17 protein-coding genes (1 of these 17 only partly in view) are annotated in these 22,925 nt (G+C 58.7%); 13 read left to right on the top strand and 4 right to left on the bottom strand.

Translation table 11 applies throughout. The annotated features are described in order from the left end of the window. Positions 1-99: 99 nt before the first annotated feature. Positions 100-915 carry a DUF2189 domain-containing protein gene (locus AMM41_RS15050; protein WP_089960759.1) on the top strand — a complete coding sequence of 272 codons (816 nt, stop codon included), beginning with the start codon at positions 100-102 and terminating at the stop codon, positions 913-915. Between the two features lie 10 nt (positions 916-925). Next, positions 926-1,123 (top strand): hypothetical protein, encoded by a 198-nt coding sequence (locus AMM41_RS15045; RefSeq protein ID WP_089960617.1) that lies wholly within the window; start codon positions 926-928, stop codon positions 1,121-1,123. 159 nt (positions 1,124-1,282) lie between these two features. Here the strand turns inward: AMM41_RS15045 and mnmH are convergent, their stop codons facing one another. Both mnmH and AMM41_RS15035 read right to left on the bottom strand, forming a co-directional pair. Further along, on the bottom strand, positions 1,283-2,359 hold the full coding sequence (gene mnmH / locus AMM41_RS15040) for a tRNA 2-selenouridine(34) synthase MnmH (RefSeq protein WP_089960614.1): 1,077 nt from the start codon (positions 2,357-2,359) through the stop codon (positions 1,283-1,285). Then, positions 2,356-3,006 carry an arylesterase gene (locus AMM41_RS15035; protein WP_089960610.1) on the bottom strand — a complete coding sequence of 217 codons (651 nt, stop codon included), beginning with the start codon at positions 3,004-3,006 and terminating at the stop codon, positions 2,356-2,358. The genes mnmH and AMM41_RS15035 overlap by 4 nt, the downstream gene beginning before the upstream one ends. Here AMM41_RS15035 and AMM41_RS15030 point away from each other — a divergent pair. From AMM41_RS15030 to AMM41_RS15020, 3 genes are all read left to right on the top strand, one after another. Continuing rightward, positions 3,005-3,691: an ABC transporter ATP-binding protein gene (locus AMM41_RS15030; RefSeq protein ID WP_089960605.1), complete on the top strand. Its 687-nt coding sequence runs from the start codon at positions 3,005-3,007 to the stop codon at positions 3,689-3,691. The two genes, AMM41_RS15035 and AMM41_RS15030, sit on opposite strands and share 2 nt — an antisense overlap. A 228-nt stretch (positions 3,692-3,919) precedes the next feature. Continuing rightward, positions 3,920-4,654 carry a 23S rRNA (guanosine(2251)-2'-O)-methyltransferase RlmB gene (gene rlmB / locus AMM41_RS15025; protein WP_089960603.1) on the top strand — a complete coding sequence of 245 codons (735 nt, stop codon included), beginning with the start codon at positions 3,920-3,922 and terminating at the stop codon, positions 4,652-4,654. 150 nt (positions 4,655-4,804) lie between these two features. Next, positions 4,805-5,155: a hypothetical protein gene (locus tag AMM41_RS15020; protein WP_089960601.1), complete on the top strand. Its 351-nt coding sequence runs from the start codon at positions 4,805-4,807 to the stop codon at positions 5,153-5,155. 6 nt (positions 5,156-5,161) lie between these two features. Here AMM41_RS15020 and AMM41_RS15015 read toward each other — a convergent pair whose 3' ends face one another. Both AMM41_RS15015 and AMM41_RS15010 read right to left on the bottom strand, forming a co-directional pair. Further along, on the bottom strand, positions 5,162-5,764 hold the full coding sequence (locus AMM41_RS15015) for a chromate transporter (RefSeq protein WP_089960598.1): 603 nt from the start codon (positions 5,762-5,764) through the stop codon (positions 5,162-5,164). Then, a complete protein-coding gene (locus AMM41_RS15010; RefSeq protein WP_089960595.1) occupies positions 5,761-6,357 on the bottom strand; it encodes a chromate transporter in 597 nt (198 codons plus the stop codon). The genes AMM41_RS15015 and AMM41_RS15010 overlap by 4 nt, the downstream gene beginning before the upstream one ends. Before the next feature lie 539 nt (positions 6,358-6,896). Between AMM41_RS15010 and AMM41_RS15005 the strand changes: the two genes are divergently transcribed. From AMM41_RS15005 to AMM41_RS14970, 8 genes are all read left to right on the top strand, one after another. After that, the gene (locus tag AMM41_RS15005) at positions 6,897-7,775 is read left to right on the top strand and encodes a SapC family protein (RefSeq protein ID WP_228769300.1); all 879 of its coding nucleotides are present in this window, start codon (positions 6,897-6,899) and stop codon (positions 7,773-7,775) included. A 112-nt stretch (positions 7,776-7,887) separates the two neighbouring features. Then, complete coding sequence (locus tag AMM41_RS15000) at positions 7,888-9,444, top strand: TolC family protein (RefSeq protein ID WP_194944815.1); 1,557 nt, start codon at positions 7,888-7,890, stop codon at positions 9,442-9,444. A gap of 123 nt (positions 9,445-9,567) precedes the next feature. Next, positions 9,568-10,368, top strand: a complete 801-nt coding sequence (locus AMM41_RS14995; RefSeq protein ID WP_158273230.1) for an efflux RND transporter periplasmic adaptor subunit — start codon at positions 9,568-9,570, stop codon at positions 10,366-10,368. Positions 10,369-10,379: 11 nt separating this feature from the next. Next, complete coding sequence (locus AMM41_RS14990; protein WP_089960581.1) at positions 10,380-12,320, top strand: RND family efflux transporter; 1,941 nt, start codon at positions 10,380-10,382, stop codon at positions 12,318-12,320. Then, positions 12,317-14,485 (top strand): hypothetical protein, encoded by a 2,169-nt coding sequence (locus AMM41_RS14985; RefSeq protein WP_089960577.1) that lies wholly within the window; start codon positions 12,317-12,319, stop codon positions 14,483-14,485. Before AMM41_RS14990 ends, AMM41_RS14985 begins: the two co-directional genes overlap by 4 nt. After that, the gene (locus AMM41_RS14980; RefSeq protein WP_089960574.1) at positions 14,482-16,527 is read left to right on the top strand and encodes a preprotein translocase subunit SecA; all 2,046 of its coding nucleotides are present in this window, start codon (positions 14,482-14,484) and stop codon (positions 16,525-16,527) included. Before AMM41_RS14985 ends, AMM41_RS14980 begins: the two co-directional genes overlap by 4 nt. Then, a complete protein-coding gene (locus tag AMM41_RS14975) occupies positions 16,524-17,384 on the top strand; it encodes a hypothetical protein (protein ID WP_194944814.1) in 861 nt (286 codons plus the stop codon). The genes AMM41_RS14980 and AMM41_RS14975 overlap by 4 nt, the downstream gene beginning before the upstream one ends. Beyond that, a protein-coding gene (locus tag AMM41_RS14970; RefSeq protein WP_089960568.1) for a hypothetical protein crosses the window boundary here: on the top strand, positions 17,377-22,925 show its 5' end (the start). Its footprint extends 38,527 nt past the window's final position; 5,549 of the gene's 44,076 nt are visible here — the first part of the coding sequence; its start codon is at positions 17,377-17,379; its stop codon lies beyond the right edge, outside the window. The genes AMM41_RS14975 and AMM41_RS14970 overlap by 8 nt, the downstream gene beginning before the upstream one ends.

Raw genomic sequence — 22,925 nt, 5'->3', positions numbered from 1 at the left:
CGGTGGGGGTAATCTGAAAACCTTTGTATTTTCAGATCGACTGACATGAACGCCGACGCCAAGACGCTTGAAGCCGCCCAAGATTCAGACCTGCCCACCATGGCCACGCCCTATGTGCCGCCCCCGCCCGTGGGGCCGCGCTCGCTCATGCGGCCCTTGGGCTTTGCCGATCCTTTTCGCTGGCTGGCACGGGGCCTGAAGGACATGCGCCATCACCCGGGCATTGCGCTGTTTTATGGCCTGTGCTTTTGGGGCATGGCGCAGGTGCTGGCCTTGGTGTTCAAGCACAAGCCCGAGTACACCTTGTCGCTGGTCTCAGGCTGCTTGCTGGTGGGGCCGTTCATGGCCATGGGTTTGTATGAGGTCAGCCGCAAACGCGAGCGTGGCGAGTTGCCCGAGATGGCCACGTCACTCATGTGCTGGGACCAACACATCCGCAGCATGGCCATGCTGGTGTTGGTGCTGATGGTGCTGGAGCTGCTGTGGGGCAGGGCGTCGCTCGTGGTGTTTGCGGTGTTCTTCAACACCGGCATGCCTTCCACCACGGGAGTGATCGAGGCGGTGTTCAACCCGCAAAACATCGAGTTCTTGATGGTCTATCTGGCAGTCGGTGGCGTGTTCGCTGCGCTGGTTTATGGCCTGTCGGTGGTGTCGATTCCCATGATTTTGGACCGCGACACCGATGCCATCTCGGCGGTGATCACCAGCATGCGGGTGGTTTTTTCGCACCCGGGTGTGATGCTGCTGTGGGGCCTGCTGCTGAGCGTGTTGGTGCTCGCGGCATTGTGGCCATGGGCGCTGGGCATCATTGTGGTGGGGCCGTGGCTGGGTCATGCCAGCTGGCATGCGTACCGGGGCAGTGTCGAGTGGGAAGAAAACCCTGAAGAAGCTGTTACATTGGGCAGCTCAAATTAAAGGAGCCATCTTGGCCACACCCAACTACGGATTCGAAAAACGCCAGAAAGAACTGGCCAAGAAACGCAAAAAAGAAGACAAGCTCAAAGCCAAGTCCGACCGCAAGTCGGGCCTTTTGGCTGAAGATGGCTCTGAAATCGAGGGGGATGAGGGTGATGTCGGTACAGCAGCGCCGGGTGCGACCGAGTCACCCACGCCTGCCACCTGACACATTCGCTGAAGCCATTTGCTCTGTAGGAGCGACGCCCTCGTCGCGAAAAACCCTCGCGGACCATTTGTGTGTCTATCGCCCCGAGGGCGGGGCTCCTACAAATCTATTCCCCTTAGGGCGGGTACCTACAAATCTATCGCCCCGAGGGCGGGGCTCCTACAAAAAGTCCTGCCCTGATGAGGTTTGCACCAACTCTTTCGCCAATACCAGCATGTCCGCCATGCTGTGGCTCGCTGGGGTGATCAGGGGTGCTTGGGCGTAATGCCCAAAGTTGTGGCCCGTGGAGGTCTCGTAGCCCGGGTCGTAATGGCCTGAAAGCAACTCGGTCACCACCTCGCGCATTTCGCCCCGCTCGATGCGTTCTTGCCAGCCTTGCACCACGGCCTTGCCGCGCAGGGCCGTCAAGCGCTCCAGACGGTCGGCAAACAGGGCGCGGTCTTGTGTGAAAAACGCATAGTCTTCCAACAGCAAATTCACCCGGTTTTCCAGCGACAGGTCCACCCGCAGGCATGGGCTGGCCCGCATGGCCACCATCAACTCGGCAGGCACTGCCAAGTTGCCCACCTTCTTGCTTTCGGCTTCCACAAACACCGGGCGATCGGCGCTGAAACCGCGCAATGCGTCCCAGACCTGAGTGTCAAACGCCTTTTGTGTGGGCTGCGGCGTGCCGGGAATCAAACCCAACACCGAGCTGCGGTGGCAGGCAATGGCCTCCAGGTCCAGCACCTGCGCGCCTTCTTGCGCCAAGGCTTGCAGCAAACGCGTTTTGCCCGAACCTGTGGGCCCGCACAGCACTTTGAACTGTAGGCGTTGCGCCTGTCTGGGTGTGTCTTCCATCACCGCTTTGCGAAAAGCCTTGTAGCCACCCTCGATCAGGTGCACCTTGAAACCAATTTGCCCCAGAATCAGCGCCAGCGAGTTGCTGCGCTTGCCCCCGCGCCAGCAATACACCAGCGGCTGCCAGTTCTTGGGCTTGTCCATCACATGGGTTTCGATGTGGCTGGCGATGTTTTTAGCGACAAGCGCAGCGCCGACTTTTTGCGCCTCGAAGGGGTTGACCTGTTTGTACAGCGTGCCGACCCGGATTCGCTCTTCGTTGTTGAGAGACGGCCAGCTCAGGGCACCGGGCAAATGGTCTTCGGCGTGTTCGCCTTCCGAGCGGGCGTCGAGGATGGCATCAAACTGGTTCAGTTGGGCCATGGCTTGTTCGGCCGAGATCAGGTGAACACTCATTTCAGTTGTTTCTTCAAAGTGGGCCAGACGTTGGCCAGTAGGCGCGGCTGCGCGGCTTCATTGGGGTGGATGCGGTCGGCCTGGAACCATTTGAGCGGCTCGGGGTCGTCGCCCACGCCTTTCAAAAAGAAGGGCACCAGCGCCGCCTTTTGGCTTTTGGCCACTTGGGCATAAGCCGCTTCAAACTGGCGGGCCATGTCGGGGCCGTAGTTGGGCGGCATTTGCATGCCCAGCAGCAGCACCTTGGATCCGGCCGCTTGGGCTTGTTGCGTCATGGCCAGCAAATTGCCTTGTGTCATGGCCATGGGCAGGCCGCGCAGCGCGTCGTTGCCGCCCAGCTCGATGACCACATGGCTGGGCTGGTGGCGTTTGATCAAGGCGGGCAGCCGCGAGCGCCCGCCCGAGGTGGTGTCGCCGCTGATGCTGGCGTTGATGACTTCCACGCCAGGCTTTTCTTGCGCCAATTGTTTTTGCAACAAGGCCACCCAGCCCGTGCCCCGGGCCAGGCCGTATTCGGCGCTCAGTGAGTCGCCCAGCACCAAAATGCGCTGGGCTGAAGTGGCGTGGACCGACGCGGCAAAGCCCCAGCCGACAAGGGCCAGCAGGGTCCAGTTAAAGTGACGTCGTCTCAACAAAGGTTTGTGCATGCCTGAATCCATCATTGCCGTGCGTGGCGTTTCCAAAAGTGTGCAAGATGCCAGTGGGCAGCTGGACATTTTGCGCGATATCGATTTCTCATTGAACGCAGGGGAAACAGCCGCCATTGTCGGTGCTTCTGGCTCGGGCAAAAGCACCTTGCTGGCCATTCTTGCAGGCCTGGACACACCCAGCACCGGGCAGGTGGTGCTGGCGGGGCAGTCGCTGTTCGATTTGTCCGAAGACCAACGCGCCGCCGTGCGGGCCCAGCATGTGGGTTTTGTGTTCCAGAGCTTTCAGCTCATGCCCAACCTCACCGCGCTTGAAAACGTGATGCTGCCTCTTGAGCTGGCCGATCGGCCGGATGCCCGCAATACCGCCACGGCCATGCTGCAGCGCGTGGGCCTGGGCGAGCGCCTCAAACATTTGCCCAAAGTCTTGTCGGGTGGTGAGCAGCAGCGCGTGGCCCTGGCCCGCGCATTTGTGGTGCAACCCGATCTGCTCTTGGCCGACGAGCCCACAGGCAGCCTGGACCACGCCACGGGCGAGGCCATCATGGACTTGATGTTTGCGCTCAACCGCGAGCAGGGCACCACCTTGGTCTTGGTCACGCACGACCGGCAGTTGGCCGCCAAGTGCGAGCGCAGCCTGGTGATTCAGGCCGGGCGCTTGACAGAAACTGCAGCGGGCTATTGATTCGGCCCTTTGAGGTTTTGAATGCTCAAAGAGGTCTTAGATCGGAGGCTTCAACCCCGACATGCAGCCTGAGCCGAAGGCAGCAATGTCGGGGCTGAAGCCGCCGACCTACGAGATGTCATCGCGCACACATTTCCAACATCTGTGTTTCGGATCAATAGGCCTGATACTTGGGTTCGTTTGGGTAATGGGTCCAATTTGCAGGCTGTGACCAACGATAATCCCGGCATGTCATCCCACAAAGTGCTGTTCGGCTTTCATGCCGTGGGCGTTCGCCTCAAGATCGCCCCCCAATCCGTTGTTGAAATCCATTACGAGGTCACCCGCCGCGATGCCCGCATGCGGCAGTTCATCGACAAGGCCCGTGACTCGGGCATGCGCATGATCGAGTCGGACAACGAACGTCTGGCCAAGCTGGCCGGTGGCCACGGCCACCAGGGCGTGGTGGCCGTGGTGGCACCCTTGCCACAAAACCATTCGCTGGATGACCTTCTTGATACGGTGCAAGGCCCGCCTTTGCTTTTGGTGCTGGACGGCGTGACCGATCCGCACAACCTGGGCGCTTGCCTGCGCGTGGCCGATGGTGCGGGTGCGCACGCGGTGATCGCCCCCAAGGACCATGCGGCCGGCATCAACGCTACCGTGGCCAAAGTGGCCAGTGGCGCGGCCGAGACCATGCCTTATTTCATGGTGACCAATCTGGCGCGGACCTTGGGCGAGCTCAAGGAGCGCAGCATCTGGGTGATTGGCACCAGCGGTGACGCGCCACGCAGCATCTACCAAGCCGACCTCAAAGTGCCCACCGCCCTGGTACTGGGTGCCGAGGGCGACGGCATGCGCCAGTTAACCCGCAAGAACTGCGACGAGCTGGTCAGCATCCCCATGCGCGGTGCGGTCGAAAGCCTGAACGTGTCCGTGGCCAGCGGCGTGTGTCTGTATGAAGCTTTGCGCCAGCGCAGTTGACGGCATCCGTAGGTCGGCGGCTTCAGCCCCGACACAGGGCCGAAGCCAGCCATGTCGGACCTGAAAGCTCCTTCGGTAGCCACGTATCCGTAGGTCGGCGGCTTCAGCCCCGACATGACCCTTAGAGCCATTTCAAACAAGGAATTTTCCATGTTGCAAAAGATCAAACACACCGCCCTGATCACCACGGTCATTGGCGTCAGCCTGCTGGCCGCTTGCACGCAAGAGCAACAAAACAAAATCAGCCGCAGCATCCAGAACTGGACCGGCACCAACGGTGTGATGGAGGTGTATGCCGGCGACAAGTTGGTGCGCCGCTTCATCAAGGTGGACAAAGTCAGCACTGCGTTGGGCACCGATGACAAAGCCCCACGCGCTTACCGCTATGGTTACGGCGTGCTCGATGAGAACTTCAATTTTGAGGTCGATCCAGGCGAGAAAAAAGTCTATTTTGAGGTCAGCGATTACTCGAACACGGTGTTTTTCGAGAGCCCGCGCTGATTCGCCTCAGACCCAGCCCAAGCCGCCCAGCAGGGCACCCAGTCCAATGAGCCAGAGCATGTGCACCTGGGTGCGCCAGACCACCAGCGCGGTCAGGGCCGTCAGCACATACAAGGGCCAGTCAAGCGCGGGCTGGTTGTGAGCGAGCGTCAGCAGCCACGACGTTGAAAGCAGCAGGGCAATCACAATCGGTGCCATGCCCGACTTGAAGGCGCGAATGCCCAGCTTGTCTCGGTGTTGGTGCGCCCAACGTGTGGCGGTGTAGGTCAGCACCGAAGAGGGCAGCATGATGCCCATCAAAGTGAGCACCAGTCCCAAGCTCGCCAGACCCACACTCATCCAGCCGCCACCCAGACTGGCTCCGGCGTTCATGCCCACGTTGAAGCCCATCAAAGCCACAAACAGGATGTTGGGGCCCGGTGCAGCTTGGGCCAACGCGATGGAGGAGGTGAACTGCGATTCACTGAGCCAAAGCTTTTCTTCCACCAAAAAGCGGTGCATGTCCGGCGCCACGGTGATCGCCCCCCCGACAGCCAGCAAGGACAGCGACGCAAAGTGGTTGAACAGGCTGAGCCAGTCACTGGTGCTCAGCTCCAGCACCGGGTTCATGGTCGACCTCCGGCATTGGCCGCTTTTTGGGCCAGTTGCCAATAGGCCCAACTGCAGGCCACCAGACCGGTGCCCAGCAACACATAAGCCAAGGGCCAACGCAGCAAACCCACCCCAGTGAAACTGGCACAGGCCAAGCCAATGCACATCGGCATGCCCATGGGGTTGTTGCGCAGGGCCGACATCAGTTTGAGTCCCACCGCGGCAATCAGCCCGGCAGAGACGGCCCCCATGCCGCGCAAGGCGCCTTGGGCCCAGGCCGCGTCAGACACGCCACCAAAAGCCACGGCCAGCAAGAGCACCACCACCATCGGCGCGGCCAACATGCCCGCAACGCCTGCCAGCGCTCCGGCCAGCCCGAAATAACGACCGCCAATCATCAAGGCCAAGTTGATCACATTGGGGCCGGGCATGATTTGCGCGACGGCCCAGTCTTCGACAAATTGCTCGCGCGTCATCCAGCGTTTTTTTTCAACCATTTCGCGCTGCACCACGGCCAGCACGCCGCCAAAGCCTTGCAGGGCCAACACCGTGAAAGACACAAAAAGATCGGTTTTCGAGCGTGGTTGATTCAGTGGCAGGATTTCAGACATGCAGGGGATTATCCCCGCAGGGGCTTATGCCAGGGTGTCATCCCTGAGCGACGACCTATGCCAACTTGCATTGGCCAAGGCAGTTTCATAAAGACTGAAAACTTCTTTGGAGCAGATCAGCCTACCCGATCGGGCTGAATGCCTGGGTGTTCTCTGAAGCAGATTGTTTTGTTGACCTCCCTGGTTTTCCTGCTGACCGAGTTCCATTCGGATCGACCATAAATGCGGTCTGAGCATGAAGTGTTCTCAGTTGTTTAGGGGCCTGCAGCATCTGAGCTTGTGCCCAGTGGTGGGGGCAAGCCAAGAACGGGCAAAACTCCAAGACAAAGAATTCAAAAAATAAGCAGATTTGTAAGTAAAAAATAATCTTAAAGAATTATCAAAAAATTTTTTGTGAATAATGTCGTTTTTTGTCTGTTTTTGTCGTTTTTTTGCGTGCGATAAATCTAATTTCATGGATTACGATAACTTTTCTTCTTTGTGGTGAAAGAGGAGGTTTTATCGTTTTTGATTTTTACAGACTGTGCTGCAGCAAGTCTGTGGCAATTGAGAAAGGTCAAGCCGTAGTTGAGCGCAAGGTTGGCAACCAGGGAGTCGGATCGAAGCTCACTTCCGTCCGAATTCATAAACATCAATTTTTATCAAAAAGGATCTGCTTCATGTTTGAGCAAGTCGTACCCGTCAATAAAGAACGCCACGCTGGCAAAAAAGTGCGGATGAGCAATGACTTCGGTTTTGCCTCCAAATTTCACATCGCCTACATCACCCTTCATGAGTTCGCACGTGCTGCGTCGATCTATCCGGTGATGTTTTTGGAAGATCAGGCCAACGATCAATTTCGGCCAGTGGTCCTGATGGGCCTGGACGCTGGTGAAAACCTGTTCATTGACGCGCAGGGCCAGTGGTCTGCTTCCTACATCCCCGCCATCATCCGCCGTTATCCTTTTGCGCTGACCAAAGCGCCCGAGGCTGACCGCTACATCGTCTGTGTTGACGAAGGCAGTGACTTGCTGAGCGATACCGAGGGCGCACCCATGTTCGATGAGCAAGGAAACCCCACCCAGGTGATCGAGAACGTCAAGCGGTATCTCGGAGAGTTGCAACAGATGGATCAAATGACCCACGAGTTCAGCAAATTTTTGGTGCAAAACAACCTGTTGACCCCCTTGAACATGCGAGTCAACGCCGCGGACCAAGTCCGAAACATCACAGGCTGCTATGTCATCAACGAAGAGCGCTTGAACAATTTTTCGGATCAGAAATTCCAGGAAGTGCGTCAGAAAGGTTATTTGCCTGCGATTTATGCCCACCTGATTTCTCTTTCACAAATCGAACGCCTTGCTGCTTTGAAAAAGCCCGCTGTGCCATCTCAAGACCTGAGCGCAACGCAAGCGCCTTCTTCCGAACAGCTTCAGTGATCCATTCTCAGGGGCATGAAGCGATGCAAAACCTCCATGCTCCTGATGACTGGGACTTTGACTCTTGCCCAAACAAGGCGCTGGTGTGTGCAATCTGATGTTCAGGACTCGCATGAAAAACTCTGATAAATCTTTTCGTCTTATCGCCCCTACTGCACTGATGCTCTCGATCGGTTTGGGGCTGCATGCCGATTCTTGGGCGCAAGCGGTCGCCTCGGCTGGCCGTGAGCCCACTGCGGCGGCACAGCAGCAGGCACTGAGCCTCAAAGACTTGGTGGACCAGGTGCGTGTTCACAACAAGGCGATCCGATCCAAGCAAGCTGAAAGCAAGATCACGGCCACCGGTGTTGAGCGAGCTGCTGGTGCATTTCAGCGCACGGCCAGCATCAACACCACGCGTGGCATGAGTTCGACCAAAAACACGTTCGAAGAAGACCTGGTCAGGCAGGGGCAGGGGGTTTATGAACGCACTGCCAACGACTACAGCGCGGGTATCTCTCAACTGCTGCCCTCGGGTGGCAAGCTGGAGGTGAAAACTTCGCTTTCGCGATTTATTTCCAACATCAATAACCAAACCACACCCCGTCCGCCAGGTTTGCTGGATAACCGCAGCCAGTTTGGCTTTACCTTGACACAGCCCTTGGCCCGGGATGCGGGCAAGGAGGTGACCAGTGCACGTCTGAATGTGGCCAAGCTGGATGCATCTGCTGCTGAGCTCACTGCACGTGACACCGAAACCAGTGTTGTGGCTGAAGCGACCATTTATTACCACGAATTGACCTTCGCTCAGTACCGGGTGCAGGCTGCGCAAGAACGAATTCGCAACGCTCAACGTTTGCTTCAGGAAGCCCAGGCCATGAAGCGTGGTGGACGTCTGCCAGATACCGACGTATGGGAGGTTGAGAACGCACTCGGTCGTTACCAGGCGGGATTGGGCGAAGCTCTTCAGCAAGAGCGAGAAAAAACCAATCGGCTGCGCACCATGCTCATGACCGTATCGGCCAATGATCCTCGAAGCCTGAGAACAACAGATGCTCTGCCTGAAGTTGGGCTGACGCAAATTTCACAAGAGGACAGTCTTCGCACGGCGCTTGAGCGTCGTGATGACTTCTTGATGCGCAAGGTTCAGGTCGAGCGCGAGGGTGTGCAAGTTTCCTATTCGAAAAACCAGATGCTCCCTCGGGTGGACTTGGTGACAGGCTATGGCGTAGGGGCCTTGGAGTATTCCTCCCGCAAGGCGTTGACCGCCTCCAACGCGGTGGACTACCCGACTTGGTCCGTGGGGCTTCAGTTGTCATTCCCCTTGGGTCCCAATCGTCAGGCCAAAGCAGACGTTGAAGCGGCGGTGGTGCGGCGCGAGGACGCCATGCTGGCTCTTGAAGCCTTGCAGGTGCAGATTACCAACGACATTGACACCAGTCTGGCTATGCTCCAGTCGTCTGCCGAAAACTGGCAACTTTGGAAAGACGTGCATGAGCGCGAGAAAAAACAATTAGAAGCTGAGCGGCGCAAATTTTCAGGTGGCCGCAGTGACACCCGAGAAGTCCTGTTGCGTGAAGAGCGGGTGATCAACTCGATGCTCAACGTGCGCGAGCAACAGCTGGCGCATGCGCGTGCCCAAGTCATGTTGCAATCTGCCCAAGGCACTTTGCTCGATCGATTCCGCTGAGATGGTCAGACAAAACTCAGGGAGAGATTTTTGACAGAAAAACGAGCAAAACAAAGCAGATGTTGTCCACTTGCAGCGGTCCTTGGACCTGGCTTTTTTCTGCAGGTGGCTGCTGGCTGCTTGTTGGCCACAGTTTCTTTGGCGCAACCCGCTGTGACTGCGCGAGCAGCACCCGCTGGGGGCGCGTCCACTTTCTTGGCCCAAGGTGTGACTCAGGCCATCAAGGACATCAAGTTGGGCATGACCGTGGCCGGGCGGGTCGATGGCGTGTTGATTCGCGAAGGGCAACGGGTTCGGCAAGGCCAAGTCTTGCTGTACCAAGACAAGCAAGCCGAAGAGCTTGAGGTGCAACGCAGGCGCTTGTTGCTTCAAGACAACTCTCGATTGAATGAGTTGCGCAACAAGGAGATCGTGTTGACCGAGCAAGTCGGCTCCTTGCGTTCTTTGTTGACGTCGGGTGCTGTTTCTCGCAAACAGCTTGAAGATGAAGAGATGTCAATGAACGCGGTGGTGTCTGAGCGCAAGGCCCTCGAAATAGCCAAGCAACGCGAGCAAGTTGAGCTGGAAATGGCCATGGAGGCTTTCGAGCGACGTCACTTGCGCTCGCCCATCAATGGCATCGTGACCAAGGTGATTCCGCGTACCGGTGAAAGCATTGGCGCTCATGAGCCTGTTGTGCACGTGGTGGACACCAGCAGGGTACGTTTCATGGGCAACATCCCAGCTGCACAGGGTGCACTGCTGCGTGTCGGTGCTCAAGTAACGCTTCGTCTCGGGGTCGACCCGGGGATCACCCGCACTGCACGGGTGATGTTCGTCTCACCAATTGCCGATCCCGCCAGTGGGCTCGTCGAGGTCATCGCCGAGTTCGATAACCCCGATGGTGCAGTTCGTCCGGGGATCACCGGCCGCTTGGTGTTGTGAGGCCGACCGACATGTCCGCGCCATCGAGCCCGCCACCGGAACAAAATAGCCAAACCGCCAGTGCTCGTTTGGCCAGTTTGGTGCGCCTGGGCGGTACAGCGGAGCATTTCTGGTCACATTATTTGCAAGCGGTAGGGCAAGCGCTGTCTGCGCGTCGGGTGTTGTTGTTGACCTCGTCGGTTGGGCGGCCCTGGCAGGCCCGTGCGCAATGGCCTGTGCGTGGCGGCGATCAGCCGGGCGATGTTGATTGGACGCTGGAGTTGGTGGGTGAAGTGCGCAACGGTCAGCCTCGCGTGCGTCGCAACGGGGCAAATCAGCTGGCCTTGGTGATGACACCTTCTGCGGATGCGGCCGAATCCGGGGCGCAAGTGCTGGCTGTGGTCGCATTGGGCATCGATGCCGACGCTTGGGACGAGACCCGTTTGTTGGTTTGGGCCGCATTGGCCGAATGGATTCCATCTCAGTGGTCCCTGAACACGGCCATGTCGGGGCACCCCCCTGAGCGCGAGGTGTCGGTTGTTCCCAGCCAGTCATCCGACGCTACCGTGCCTGAAATCGCCTCGGTTAAGGAGCCTGATCAAAGTGCGCAAGATCGGGCACAAACGCTCCATGATGTGATGCGACTGGCCATTCGGCTGCAGGAAGAAAAACGCTTCATGGCCATGGCCATGGCCATGTGCAATGAATTGGCGCTGAGATTTGACTGCGAGCGGGTTTCATTGGGTTGGGTCGATCAACACGATCTGAAGCTCACGGCGGTCAGCCATGTGGAGCATTTTGACCCCAAGTCACAGGCCACCCGCTCGCTTGAAGCTGTGATGGATGAGGCGTTGGCGCAGGAATCGGTGCTGTTATACCCCGCCGAACCCGGGACCGACCCTGTGCTGCGTGCGCATCAGGCTTATTGTGAAAAAGTGGGGGCCACCTGCATGACCACCGTGCCCTTGTTGCATGCCGAGTCGGTCATGGCCGTGCTGTGCCTGGAGCGGCAGGCAGGCACGCTGACCGCGGCGCAGTTGTGGGAGCTTCAGCTCATTGCCGATGCCGTGGCACGCTGGCAGTTCACCCTGCATGAGCAAGACCGTTGGTTTGGCGCACGCTGGTGGGCTGCCTTGAACCGGCAGGCAAGTCAAGTTTTCAAGCCCAGCCACATAGCCCTCAAACTCACTGCCCTGACGGTCAGCCTCCTGCTGGCTTTGTTGTCTTTGCTGTCCTGGCCTTATCGGGTGGACGCTGCCTTGGCCATTCGCAGCCAGGATTTGCTGTTCATGCCCGCGCCATTCGATGGCTACCTGCGCAAAGTCAATGTGCATGTGGGTGAACAGGTGGCAGAGGGCGCAGTGCTGGTCGAGTTGGACACCCGCGATCTGGCCTTGGAGGCGTCCATGGCCGAGGCGGATTTGCTGCGCCACTCGCGTGATTCCGAAAAAGCCATGGCGGCGCATCAACTGGCCGAGATGCAGATCGCAGCGGCCAGGGCGCAGCAATCGGCTTCGCGCCTGGACATGATTCGTTATCAACTGGAGCATGCGCAGGTACGTGCACCTTATGCCGGCGTGGTGATCGAGGGTGATTTGAAAAAAAACCTGGGTGCTCCCGTGCGCAAGGGTGATCTGCTGCTCAAGCTGGCCCAAACCAGCCAAGCCTACATTGAGTTGGAGATCGACCAAGCGTACATCCACGAAGTGAAAGTGGGCAGCCGGGCTGAATTTGCCTTGGTCGGTCGGCCCCAAGACCGTTATGACATCACGATCAGCCGCATTGACCCTGCGGCAGTCAACCGGGATGGTCGCACCTTTTATGTGGCGCGTGCTGATGTGGACGGCAATTTTGAACCCCATTGGCGGCCAGGCATGGGGGGCAATGCCAAGATTGATGTGGGCCTGCGAAGCCCTCTTTGGATCATGACGCAACGCACGGTGCGTTTCATGCGTGAGTTTTTCTGGTTATGAGTCTCGAAGAAGCCAGCGGCCGGACCTTCAGTGATACGTGGCACCGTGTCGCGGGCGTGCGTGCCCATTTGCGCACCAGCGTGACGGCGCATCGCCAAATTTTTCGTGGCCAACCTTGGATGGTCTTGCGCGACAAGTTCAGCCACGAATGGTTTCGTGTCACCCCTGATGCCTGGACATTTTTGTGCCGCTTGGGCGAAGGCACGACGGTGGACGAGGCTTGGAACCGATCGTTGGAGTTTGATGCAGGCCGGGCTCTGACACAGGAAGAGGTGGTGCAACTGATCGGTCAACTTAACCTTTCGAATCTGTTGCACTTTGACCGTGCTGATTCGCAAGCCAGCCAATTTGAACGTCATCAAAAACGAAAATCACGCGAACTCAAAGCCCTGTTGATGGGCTTTTTGTCGGTGAAGATCCCTCTTTTCGACCCAGACCGCTTACTGGACAAGGCTTTGCCCTTGATCCGCGCCATTTGCAGCCGCTGGGGTCTGGCGCTGTATCTGCTGTTGCTCTTCATGGGCCTGAAGGCTGTGGTCGATGAGTCTGACCGCTTGTTTGACCAGTCATCGCATCTTTTGGTGCCAGGCAATCTGCCTTTGTTGTATGTGGGCTTCTTGCTCTCCAAGACACTGCATGAGTTCAGCCACTCGGCGGTTTGCAAGCTTTTTGGCGGCGAGGTGCACAAACTGGGTGTGATGTTGCTGTTTTTTGCACCGGTGCCTTACATGGATGCCACTTCGGCTTGGGGCTTTCGCAGCCGATTCGAAAGGGTGATGGTGGGGGCCTCTGGTGTTGCGGCAGAACTGGCGATGGCCGCCTGTGCTGCGCTCGTCTGGGCATCTACAGCGCCAGGCACCCTCAACTCTTTGGCTTACGACATCATGTTTGTGGCCAGCATTTCAACCGCGGTTTTTAACCTCAATCCCTTGTTGCGCTTTGACGGTTATCACATTTTGGTGGATGTGCTGGATGTGCCCAATTTGTTTCAGCGCTCGCGTGACCAATTGCGCTATCTGGCCGAGCGGCATGTGCTGCGACTGCATGACGCACAACCGGCTGCACGCACCCCCACCGAGGTGTTCATGCTGCCGCTTTACGGTGTGATCAGCTTGCTGTATTGGGTCATGCTGATGGTGACCATTGTGATCTTCATTGCGGGTGAGTACCTGGATCTGGGGGTGGCCTTGGCGATCTTGCTGACCTTCACGTCGGCGGTCATGCCCTTGTACAAATATGTCAAATATTTGTACAGCGAGCCACGGCTCGGTTATCGGCGTGGGCAAACAGTAGCGATTTCCGCTGCATTGGCCTTGTTGGCCGTGGGCCTGTTGACCTTGATCCCTGTGCCTGACCGCATTCGCGTGACCGGCGTGGTGGAAGCGGTGCAGTCTCGTCAACTGCACACCGACACCGATGGTTTTATTGATGAACTGCTCACTCGCCCTGGTAGCCAAGTCAGTGCTGGGCAGCCCTTGCTGCGCTTGCGCCACCCCGAGCTTGAATTTGACATTCGTGCTGCACAAATGCAGCGTGAACAACTCGAGGCCCAGCGCATTCAGTCGGTCTCCAAATCGTCAACCGATCTGGCGACCATTGAGCGTCAGCTCGAATCGGTGTTGCAAAACCTGACCGAGCTGCATCGCCGTCGTGAAGCGCAGCTGATCGTGGCCCCGATTGCGGGCGAGTGGAGCGCCAGTGATCTGGATGGCATACGTGGTCAGTGGCTGGCCCGCGGTGCATCGGTGGGCACCATCGTGAACCCCGATCAGTGGCGTTTTGTTGCCGTCTTGCCCCAGGTTGGCAGTCATGTTCTGGGCGAATCGATCGAAGGCAGCGAAGTGCGTTTGAGGGGTCAAGAAGGCATCAACATCACCGTGGCTGCCACGTCGGTGATGCCCTTTGAGCAAGGCCTCCTGCCGTCACGGGCCTTGGGAATGTCAGGGGGGGGCGACTTGGCCGTTTCACCATCTGATCCCAATGGGGTGGTTGCTGCTGAGCCTTTTTTTCGAATTGAATCGCCATTGATGCCCGATGCCGAGCAAGCTCCGATGTTGGTCCATGGCCGAATTGGCGTCATGCGCCTGACCTTGAGCAGTCGACCTTTGCTGGTGCAGTGGGAGCGGCGATTGAGGCAATTCTTGCAGCGGAGGTTCAGGGTATGAACACCATGGCCAACACCACGTCATGGTTGAAGGGGGTGTCTACCCCTGCAGCGGGACTCATCGGTCATGCCCGCACACTGACACCGCTGACACCGCTGCCTCAGGGGCTGGACGCAGCCTACCAGTCCTTGCAAGGGTACTGGATGCGCTTGCGCAGCCCGCGATCGCAGTTGCTGGCCCAGGCCAAGCGCACTTTGGTGGCCTTTGATGCCTTGATGGGGTTGACGCAGGAGGAGATTCAGGCACGTTTGAAACAGGCACGTTCCTGGATGCGACTGGATCCCAAACGGGCAGATGGTCATCTTGAGGAAGTTTTGGCTGTGGTGGGCCAAATGGCTTGGCGGCATTTGGGACTCAAACCTTACGCGGTGCAATTCATGGGGGCCTTGGCACTGCACAAAGGGCTTTTGGCTGAGATGGCGACGGGTGAGGGCAAAACGCTCACCGTAGGATTGGCTGCAGTGCTGGCTGGACTGTCTGGCCGAGCCTGTCATGTGATCACCGCCAACGATTACCTGGCCCACCGTGATGCCGAAGAAATGAGCCAACTTTTCTTGGCTTGTGGTTTGCGGGTGACCTCGATGGCCGGGGAGCTGGAGCCACCCGAACGATCCCTGCGTTATGACGCTGATGTGGTTTATCTGACGGCCAAGGAATTGTTGGCGGACTATCTGCGTGACCAGATGGGTGAGGCTTCGCCCGCCAGTGATGAGCAGCTGTGTTTTGAGCAGTGGTTACGAGGTGAAGCACCCCAAGGAGCCAGCGCCTTGTTGGTGCGTGGCCTTCACACCGCCATCGTTGACGAGGCCGACAGCATCCTGATCGACGAAGCTGTCACGCCTCTGATCTTGGCAGCCCCCCGTGAAAGTCGCGGCTTGCACGAGGCCGTGCGGCTGATTTCCGATCTGGCCAATACCTTGTTTGAAGGCCCCGACTACCAGGCCAACGCCAAGGGTCAGTCGGTCACGCTGAACCCTCCTGCACTGGCGCAATTGACCGATTTGTCCAGTCAGTTGCCCCCTCTGTGGCGGCCTGCACCCCGGCGCGAAGAGTTGCTTCGGCAAGCGCTGGTGGTTCGCCACTTTTTTCACCCAGGCCAACACTTTGTGGTTCAAGACGACGAAGTGGTGCTGCTCGACGAGTTCACTGGCCGCATGACACCCGGCCGAAGCCTGACCGCGGGCCTGCACCAGGCCATTGAAGCCAGTGAGGGGGTCACGATCACCGACCCCAATCAGTCCCTCACGCAGATGAGTTTTCAAACCTTCTTTCGGCGCTTTCGAAAACTGTCCGGTTGCAGCGGCACCATCTGGGAGGCTAGTTCTGAGGTCTGGCGTGTCTATGGATTGCAAGTGGTTCGGGTACCTACTCACCGGCCTCGCTTGACGGTTTACGACCCGCCGATATTGGTCAGAGACGCCGTGCACAAATGGGACACGATTGCCCAAGAGGTGTGCAGACAGATCGCGCGAGGTCGTCCTGTGTTGGTGGGCGTGCGCAGCGTGACCGCCAGTGAAGCGCTGGCCCGTGTGTTGCGGGCTCAAGGCATCGAGCCCCGGGTGCTCAATGCCTTGGCTCACGCGGAAGAAGCGCCCATCGTTTCGGGGGCGGGTCAGCGTGGCGTGGTCACCATTGCCACCAACATGGCGGGCCGCGGCACCGACATTCGTTTGGGAGAAGGGGTCCCCGAGTTGGGCGGGCTGCATGTGATCGTGGCCGAAGTCAATGAATCAGGGCGAATCGATCGGCAGTTGGCTGGCCGATGTGGGCGCCAGGGTGACTTGGGCAGCGTCTCCACCTATTTGTGCCTGGACGATGACCTGGCCCAACGCATGATGCCTGCGCCCTGGCGTCAGTTGGTTTCGATGGCCCTGCGCACTTCAGCTGGTCGGTCGTCACGCATCGCGGGGTGGGCTTTTGCACGCGCCCAGCACCGTGCTGAGGCGGTGGCTTTCCAGCGGCGTTGGTCGGTCTTGCGTTCAGATGATTGGATGAGGGCAGCCCTGCCATTTGAAGGGCGTCAGCGGAGAAACCGGTCATGACGCGTGTTTCAACCTGGCCCTGGACAGCAGGTGAGCGCAGCGAAGCTTTGTCGGACTGGCTTGGGCCTTGGCTTCGTCACAGAGGTCAGATACCTGCTACAGGGTATGAGTTTTCGTGCCGTTTTGGGCCCGATGGCGCATGGCCAGACCGTCTGTTGCTGGCGCTTGATCAAGCCCCAATGCGCACCGAAAAAGGCGCACAACTGTTGTCTGACTGGGACATGCCCGATGGCCTGAAGCACTCCTGGCAGCAGGACGCGCGGTATGCAAAGCAGTTTTTGATGGCCGCTCAGGCCTCTCATGACGGGGTGGAGCGCCGTGCCTATCTCGGTTTTGGGACCGAAGAACATCCGCTCATGCCAGGTCTGGTCATGCGCGGTTACAAGTGGTGCAAGGGCCGCGAACGGGTGAGCGATTACTGGCGTGTGCCGGTGTCCGCTCAGCAATTGTTGCAACAAGGCGCCTTGTCATCGGGCTTGCCCATCCAAGCCGAAGCGGTTTGGGGTGTCTTGATGCAGGTCCTGCAAACCGCCTGGGTTCGTGACCAGGGCGTGGACCACATCGAATTGTGGGCAGTGACTGAAGCCGCCACCGCGCGTGGCTCGGTCTGCTTGCGCTTGTACGAAACAGGATTGTGTGTGGCCGATGTGGCCCACGCCTTGAAGCGACTGACGACCCTTTGGCCGTCGTGTGCGCTCGTGTGTGAAAAAACCTTGCAAGCCCTGGGCCCCAGAGCCCTGGGCTGGTTGGCCGCCGGAACCGATGGTGCTGGCCTGCCATTCATGACCATTTATTGTGAAGCTGGACCTCAAGACGTCCAGTCTCTGCTCGAAGTATCAGGAGTAGCTTATGCGTAACATCAAGAACAGAACCTTTCGCACCCCCCCATTTGCGCTTAAAAAGAGCCGTGTGCAGCTGGAGAAGCTTGAAGAGCGCCTGCTCCTGTCGGCAGAGCCCCTGTTGCAAATCAGCAAACCTGCACAGGGCAGCTCTTTGGCTGTGGACAATGTTCTGCTGACGACACGGGTTGGTGATGCGGTCAACAACCAGCAGGATCCGATGTTCGAGGTCAACTTGCAAAACGCCCAAGTCATTGACCTGAGCAAAGGGGTGGACCAGAACAGCAGCTTGCTGTCTTGGGAAGTGCAGGGTGACCTGATGAAGCTCAACCAGGACTTGGGCAGTCTGGTGCTGGATTTGGGCGCGAATGATGACACCGTCACCATTTCTCAGGATCAGCAGGGTCGAATCAAGGTCTCTGGTGATGGTCTCTACGATTTGGTGTTTGCCAAACCCTTGAACCTGCTGGCCATTCGGGGTGGTGCGGGTGTGGACAAGGTGCTGCTGGACTCATTCAGCATGAGCGGTGGACTGCGTGTGGAGTCCGAATTCATCGAACTGACCAAAGACAAGACCGTCACGCTGGGTGGCGATGTCTTGCTCGATGCAGTCTCACGCATCACCGGTAATCCCGACACAGGCGATGCCCAGGGCACCGCCTCGACCCTGGTTGACGTGCAAGGCACCTTGGTGACGAAAGGATTGGTGACCTTGTCGGCACGCTCTTATGTCGATTACCAGACGGTCAGAAACGGCACATCTGCGGACTTGAATTTCACGGCGCAAACCGAAGCCCGAGCCCGTCTTGGCGAGTCTGCCTCTGTGACCGCAGCAGGATTGGCGGTGGTCGCGTTCTCCGACATCAGACTGGTGGCCGAACTGTCGGGTGTGACCGCAGGCACTTTGGTGCTGGACGCCAAACAGACCAGTGAAGCAGCTTTGCTGGGCAACGCCCGCGTGACCATTGATGCAAAAACCGGTGACGGTCAACCCCAAGTGCGGGTCGAAGCCAGTGGTCTGACGCAAATGAAAGGTGTGGTCAGCATGGCCACCCGCGATGCCGAAAACACCATCAATGCCAACACGGTCAATGGCCAGATCAAGCTTGACCGCTCGGTGTGGGCGCGTGTGGGAGATGGCCTGCAAAGCATTCAAGAGGGTCAAAGCACCGACAACAAAGTCACGATGATTTCGGCCGATGGCCTACCTGCGCCTGCTTTGCAAGTCTCTGCCTTGACCGCAGACCGAGCCAGTGGCGGTATTCAGGCCGAGCTGATCAGTTCGCCCTACGGTGTTCAAAACATCCAGGTCAATAACCGGGTAGCGGCCGATGTGAACGGTTCAACCCTGAACCTCTCTCGTCTGGACGTCAGTGCGCTGGACAGCACCACGGTGAGCAACAAGGCCCGACAGGCCAAGAGCACCGGTGTGAACAGCACCAGCGTGCTGCTGCGCAACAGCACGGTTTTTGCCAGTGGCCATGTCAGCTTGGTGGCCCTGGACGCCTCTTCTTGGAACACCGAAGGCGGTGCGTATTCGGTCAACTTCACTGGTGGTGGCAACCTTGGTGCGTCCCGTGCAGGCAACCAAGTGAGCTCGGACGTGTCAGCATTGGTCAGCGCTTCGAGTGTGATTGCTGCGGACCTGCGGGTATTGGCCAAGGGGGCTCAAACGCTCAAAGCCACCATCGCCCCCAACAAGCTCGATCCTTTGAACTCAGGCGAGTTGGACTACTGGGTGGACATGAGTGCGCAACGCGCTTGGAACCAACTCAATGGCGGTGTCCGCATGGACATGAACGCCTCCACATTGACCCTGAGTGGTGGAATGGTCTCTGGTGCCTCCGCGCGTGCACGTTTGAGTGCCAACACGCCTGCTGGTGCCTTGCGTTCGGGCATTTTGAGCGATCAGGAAGAGTCCATGGCCCGCAACGTGGTGGGCTGGAACGAAGGCAATGGCGATACGCTGGATCTGTCCAAGCTGGGCGGTGCCGAAGGCAATCTCAATGGCGTTTCGGCTTACGAAATATTTGCCACGGTGCGAGACACCGAAGTCAATGCCGCCGCAGGCGTCGTGGTGGACGCCCACAATCGACTTCAATTGGAAGCCATCAACGGCGCACTGAGCGTGCCTACGGGCGCGGGTGCGGCTGCACTGGCCTTGCTCGAAGTGGGTGCCACCGCCCTGGTGGCCACCAACCGGATGCGCACCGACACGCGTGCACAGGTCTCAGACAGTGAGCGCAAGAAGAAGTTTGCAGCGGCGGGCGTGGTGAGCATCTCCGCCGTCGATGCGGTCACCGTGGACGCTTCTGTGGGCACCCTGGCCCGCGCCCAAACCACGGCCAGTGGTGTTTTGGTGCTCAACGATGTGCAGCACTTTGCCATGGCCCAGTTCAACCCGAGTGAGGCCAGCACAGGCGATCTCAAGATCGAGGCGCTGGACCAATCACAACTGAGCGCCTTGACGGCGGGCAAGTTGTACGCAGGAGAAAGCCGCGTTTTTAAGAACAGCTGGAGTGCTCTGGCCGACGAAGGCGTGGTCACCACCAACTGGCTGTCTGGCTCCGTCAAGGCTTGGCTCGGAAATGACACCGGTGATGTGGGTGTGCAGCTCAAAGCCACGGGCAACACGTCGGTGCAAGCTTCTGGGGAGGCCACCCTGAAGGCCGGAAACCAGTTGGATTACCAAAACGCCAAGGGTGCGGGGGTGTCCTACAACCGCATTGGCACCTCGGGCATGGCCGGTGTGCTCAAGGGCGAGATGGACGATCTGTTGTATGCCAACAACCAAACGGCTGATCCGTTCATGGTGTCGGCCTTGGTGCGCAACGGCAGTGTCCATGTGGACGGTGACCTGCGTGTGCGTGCTGACCTCAAAATCAGCGCGACCAGTGTGGTGGGGCTGAGCTCTTCTGAATTGGACAGCATCCTCGCGCAAAACGCCAGCTATGCCCGGGCCGATGCCCGCATCGTCATGCCCGCCAGCAGCACGGTCAACCATTTTGTGGGCGGTCTGCTGCAGGTTGCCGCAAGCGACAGTACCACGGCGCTGTCCAAGGGCTCGCTGAGCACCGGAGGGGCTTGGTCTTCGGCTTTTCTGGGGGCTCGAAATGAGGTCAATCACCGCGCCGATGCCTTGATGGACAACGTGATCGTCACCACGGGCGGCGGCGTGCAGGTTCTGGCCAACACCACTCAAAGCCTGACGACCAACTTGTCCGGCAAGGTCGACGGCTTTTTGTTCAGTGCGGCCAACACCCTCACACTCAACGAGGTCGTGGGTGGGACCACAGCGCGTATCCAAGGCGGGCGACTGGAAACAGCCGGTGATTTGTCGGTGGTGGCCGACAACGCCAGCACCATCGACTCTGTGAACCAGGCAACCGTCGATGGTGCCGGTGCTGACAGCCATGTGATCGCGGCCAACGTGATTGGCTGGAGCGGTTTGAATGCATCGCGTGCCACGCTGGCCTCCATTAGCGGTTTTAAAAGTGCTTTGGGCGGGCAATTGACTGGCTCAGCCGGTTCGGCTTCTCCGATGGAAACGCTGGCTTCGGTCGTCAACACCCCCCTGGTGGTCGGTGGGTCCGCCCAAGTCAAGGCCCTCATGCGTGCGGCCCAGACCAGCCGGGTGAGCTCGGATGTCGATGGATTTTTCGGGGGGGGCAGCCAAGTCTTGGCCGTTCAACGTGCCAACACCCGCACACAGGCTTGGATCAGCCCATCGTCTGCGGCCACTCCCGTAGATGGCCGCACGCAAGTGCTCAAAGTCAATGTCGGCGGTGCGCTTCAGGTCGAGGCCAATGACAGTTCAAGCATCCTGTCCAACGCCACCATGTCTTCTGCGGGGGGCATTGCCGCTGTGGGCGGGGCCACGGTGCAAAACCTGGTGTCACAGCAAGTCCAGGCCACTTTGGACGATTTGGCCATCGCTGCAGGGGGCAATTTCTCGGTGCAGGCCTTGAACAAGGCCGTCATCAGCTCTGAACTCAGCGGCATCGTCAGCCTGTCTGTCAGCTTTGGCTTGGTCGGGTCCGTGCCATTTACCCGTCTGTCGGCCGCCAACAACATCTTGGCGCAAGTCGGCGCCGACGTGCGCGACAGCGACGTCACGGCGGGTGGGGACTTTTTGCTGCAAGCTCAAAACAGCGCCAGCATTTTGGCCAACAATTCGGCTTTTAGCCGTTCTTCAGGGGGTGGTGCTGCATCGAGTGTGGTGGCCCGCAATGCCATCGGTTGGGACACCCCGGCCCTGTGGACACAGTCAGATGACGACCTCGATACGCTCAAGGATTCCAGTGAACTGGGGGCAAATGCCTGGTCCAAGGTCTCTGGCAGCACACTCAAAGTCACCGGGGGGGCCCAAGTTTTGGCCTTCATGTCGGCCAACGTGGATGCATCGGTAGATAACTCCGCCACGGGTGGAGCCGGAGGCACCATGGTCGCGGGTGTGCGTGCCTACAACTTGGTCAGCACCTCTTCCAAATCCGAAGTCTTGGATGCCCGCTCTGATACCTTGGGTTTGATGGGCGTGGCCATGGTGGGCGGTGAATTGAGGCTCGAATCGAAGAACGAGCCCATGGTCACCTCTGACACCACCCTCAAGGCGGGCAGTGGCAACACCGAAACCGAGCGCATCAATGCCGACTACACCACCAGCGATGGTTTGCGGAAAGTGAGCTTTGGCGACAGCGTCCGTGTGGATCCGCGTTACCGCAACGGTGGCGAGGGCGGCAAGGTTTACCGTTACATGGGTGGCGGCTCCAAAATGCTGGATCTGAGCAAGGAAGATTACAGCAACGATGGTTACTGGTTGGAGGAATCGCCCTCAGCCTTCAAGTCGGGGGTGCTCGGCCAGTTTGTCGGGTTTTATGAGCAATTGGCAGACGTTTTGCCCATGAACTCCCTCAGTTGGAAAGATGTTGTCCAGTCTGGACGAGGTTCCTCCGGTGTCCAGGAAGTCCAGCGGCTGACCCTGACCCCCGGCATCGATGCTGTCAGCAGCATGCAGTTGGCTCAAGGGGACAAGGTTTCCGAGCCCATCGCGGTGCTCAAGATCGGCACGGCGCAAGCGGAGCGCCAGTCCTTGGTGCTGGTCAATGCCGACCGGGCGGTCGGCTCCACGATTCGCCTGTCGCTGGCTGGGCGTGATGACTTGACTTTCGAGTTGTCAGCTGACCAAGCCGCCCAAGCCGTGCAATTGGAATCGCTGCTTGAGCAGTGGTTCGGTGCCGACAACGTCAAAGTCTCGGTGCAAAGCATGCGTCAGGCTGGCTGGGGTTTCGACATTGTGCTCGCCGGCAGCATGGTGGGCGAAAACATCAGCCCCATCAAGGCCAAGGTCAGCACCTTGGTGGGTGACACACCCTTGGGGCTGAATGTCAGCACTGTGCGGGACGGACTCAAATCTCCGACGCGTGAAGAGCAGGCTTTTTTGATTCAGAGCGCCTTGCGCAAGTCGCTGGGTGACAGTTCGCTCACCGTGACGGCAGGCGCTGGCCTGGTGGCCACTTACGACATCCGTTACGGCACGGAGGGGGATGTGGCGCAGCTGCG

The organism is Limnohabitans sp. 2KL-3, from assembly GCF_001269405.1.
Classification (GTDB): domain Bacteria; phylum Pseudomonadota; class Gammaproteobacteria; order Burkholderiales; family Burkholderiaceae_C; genus Limnohabitans_A.
This window is presented reverse-complemented; position numbering and strand designations above follow the sequence as displayed.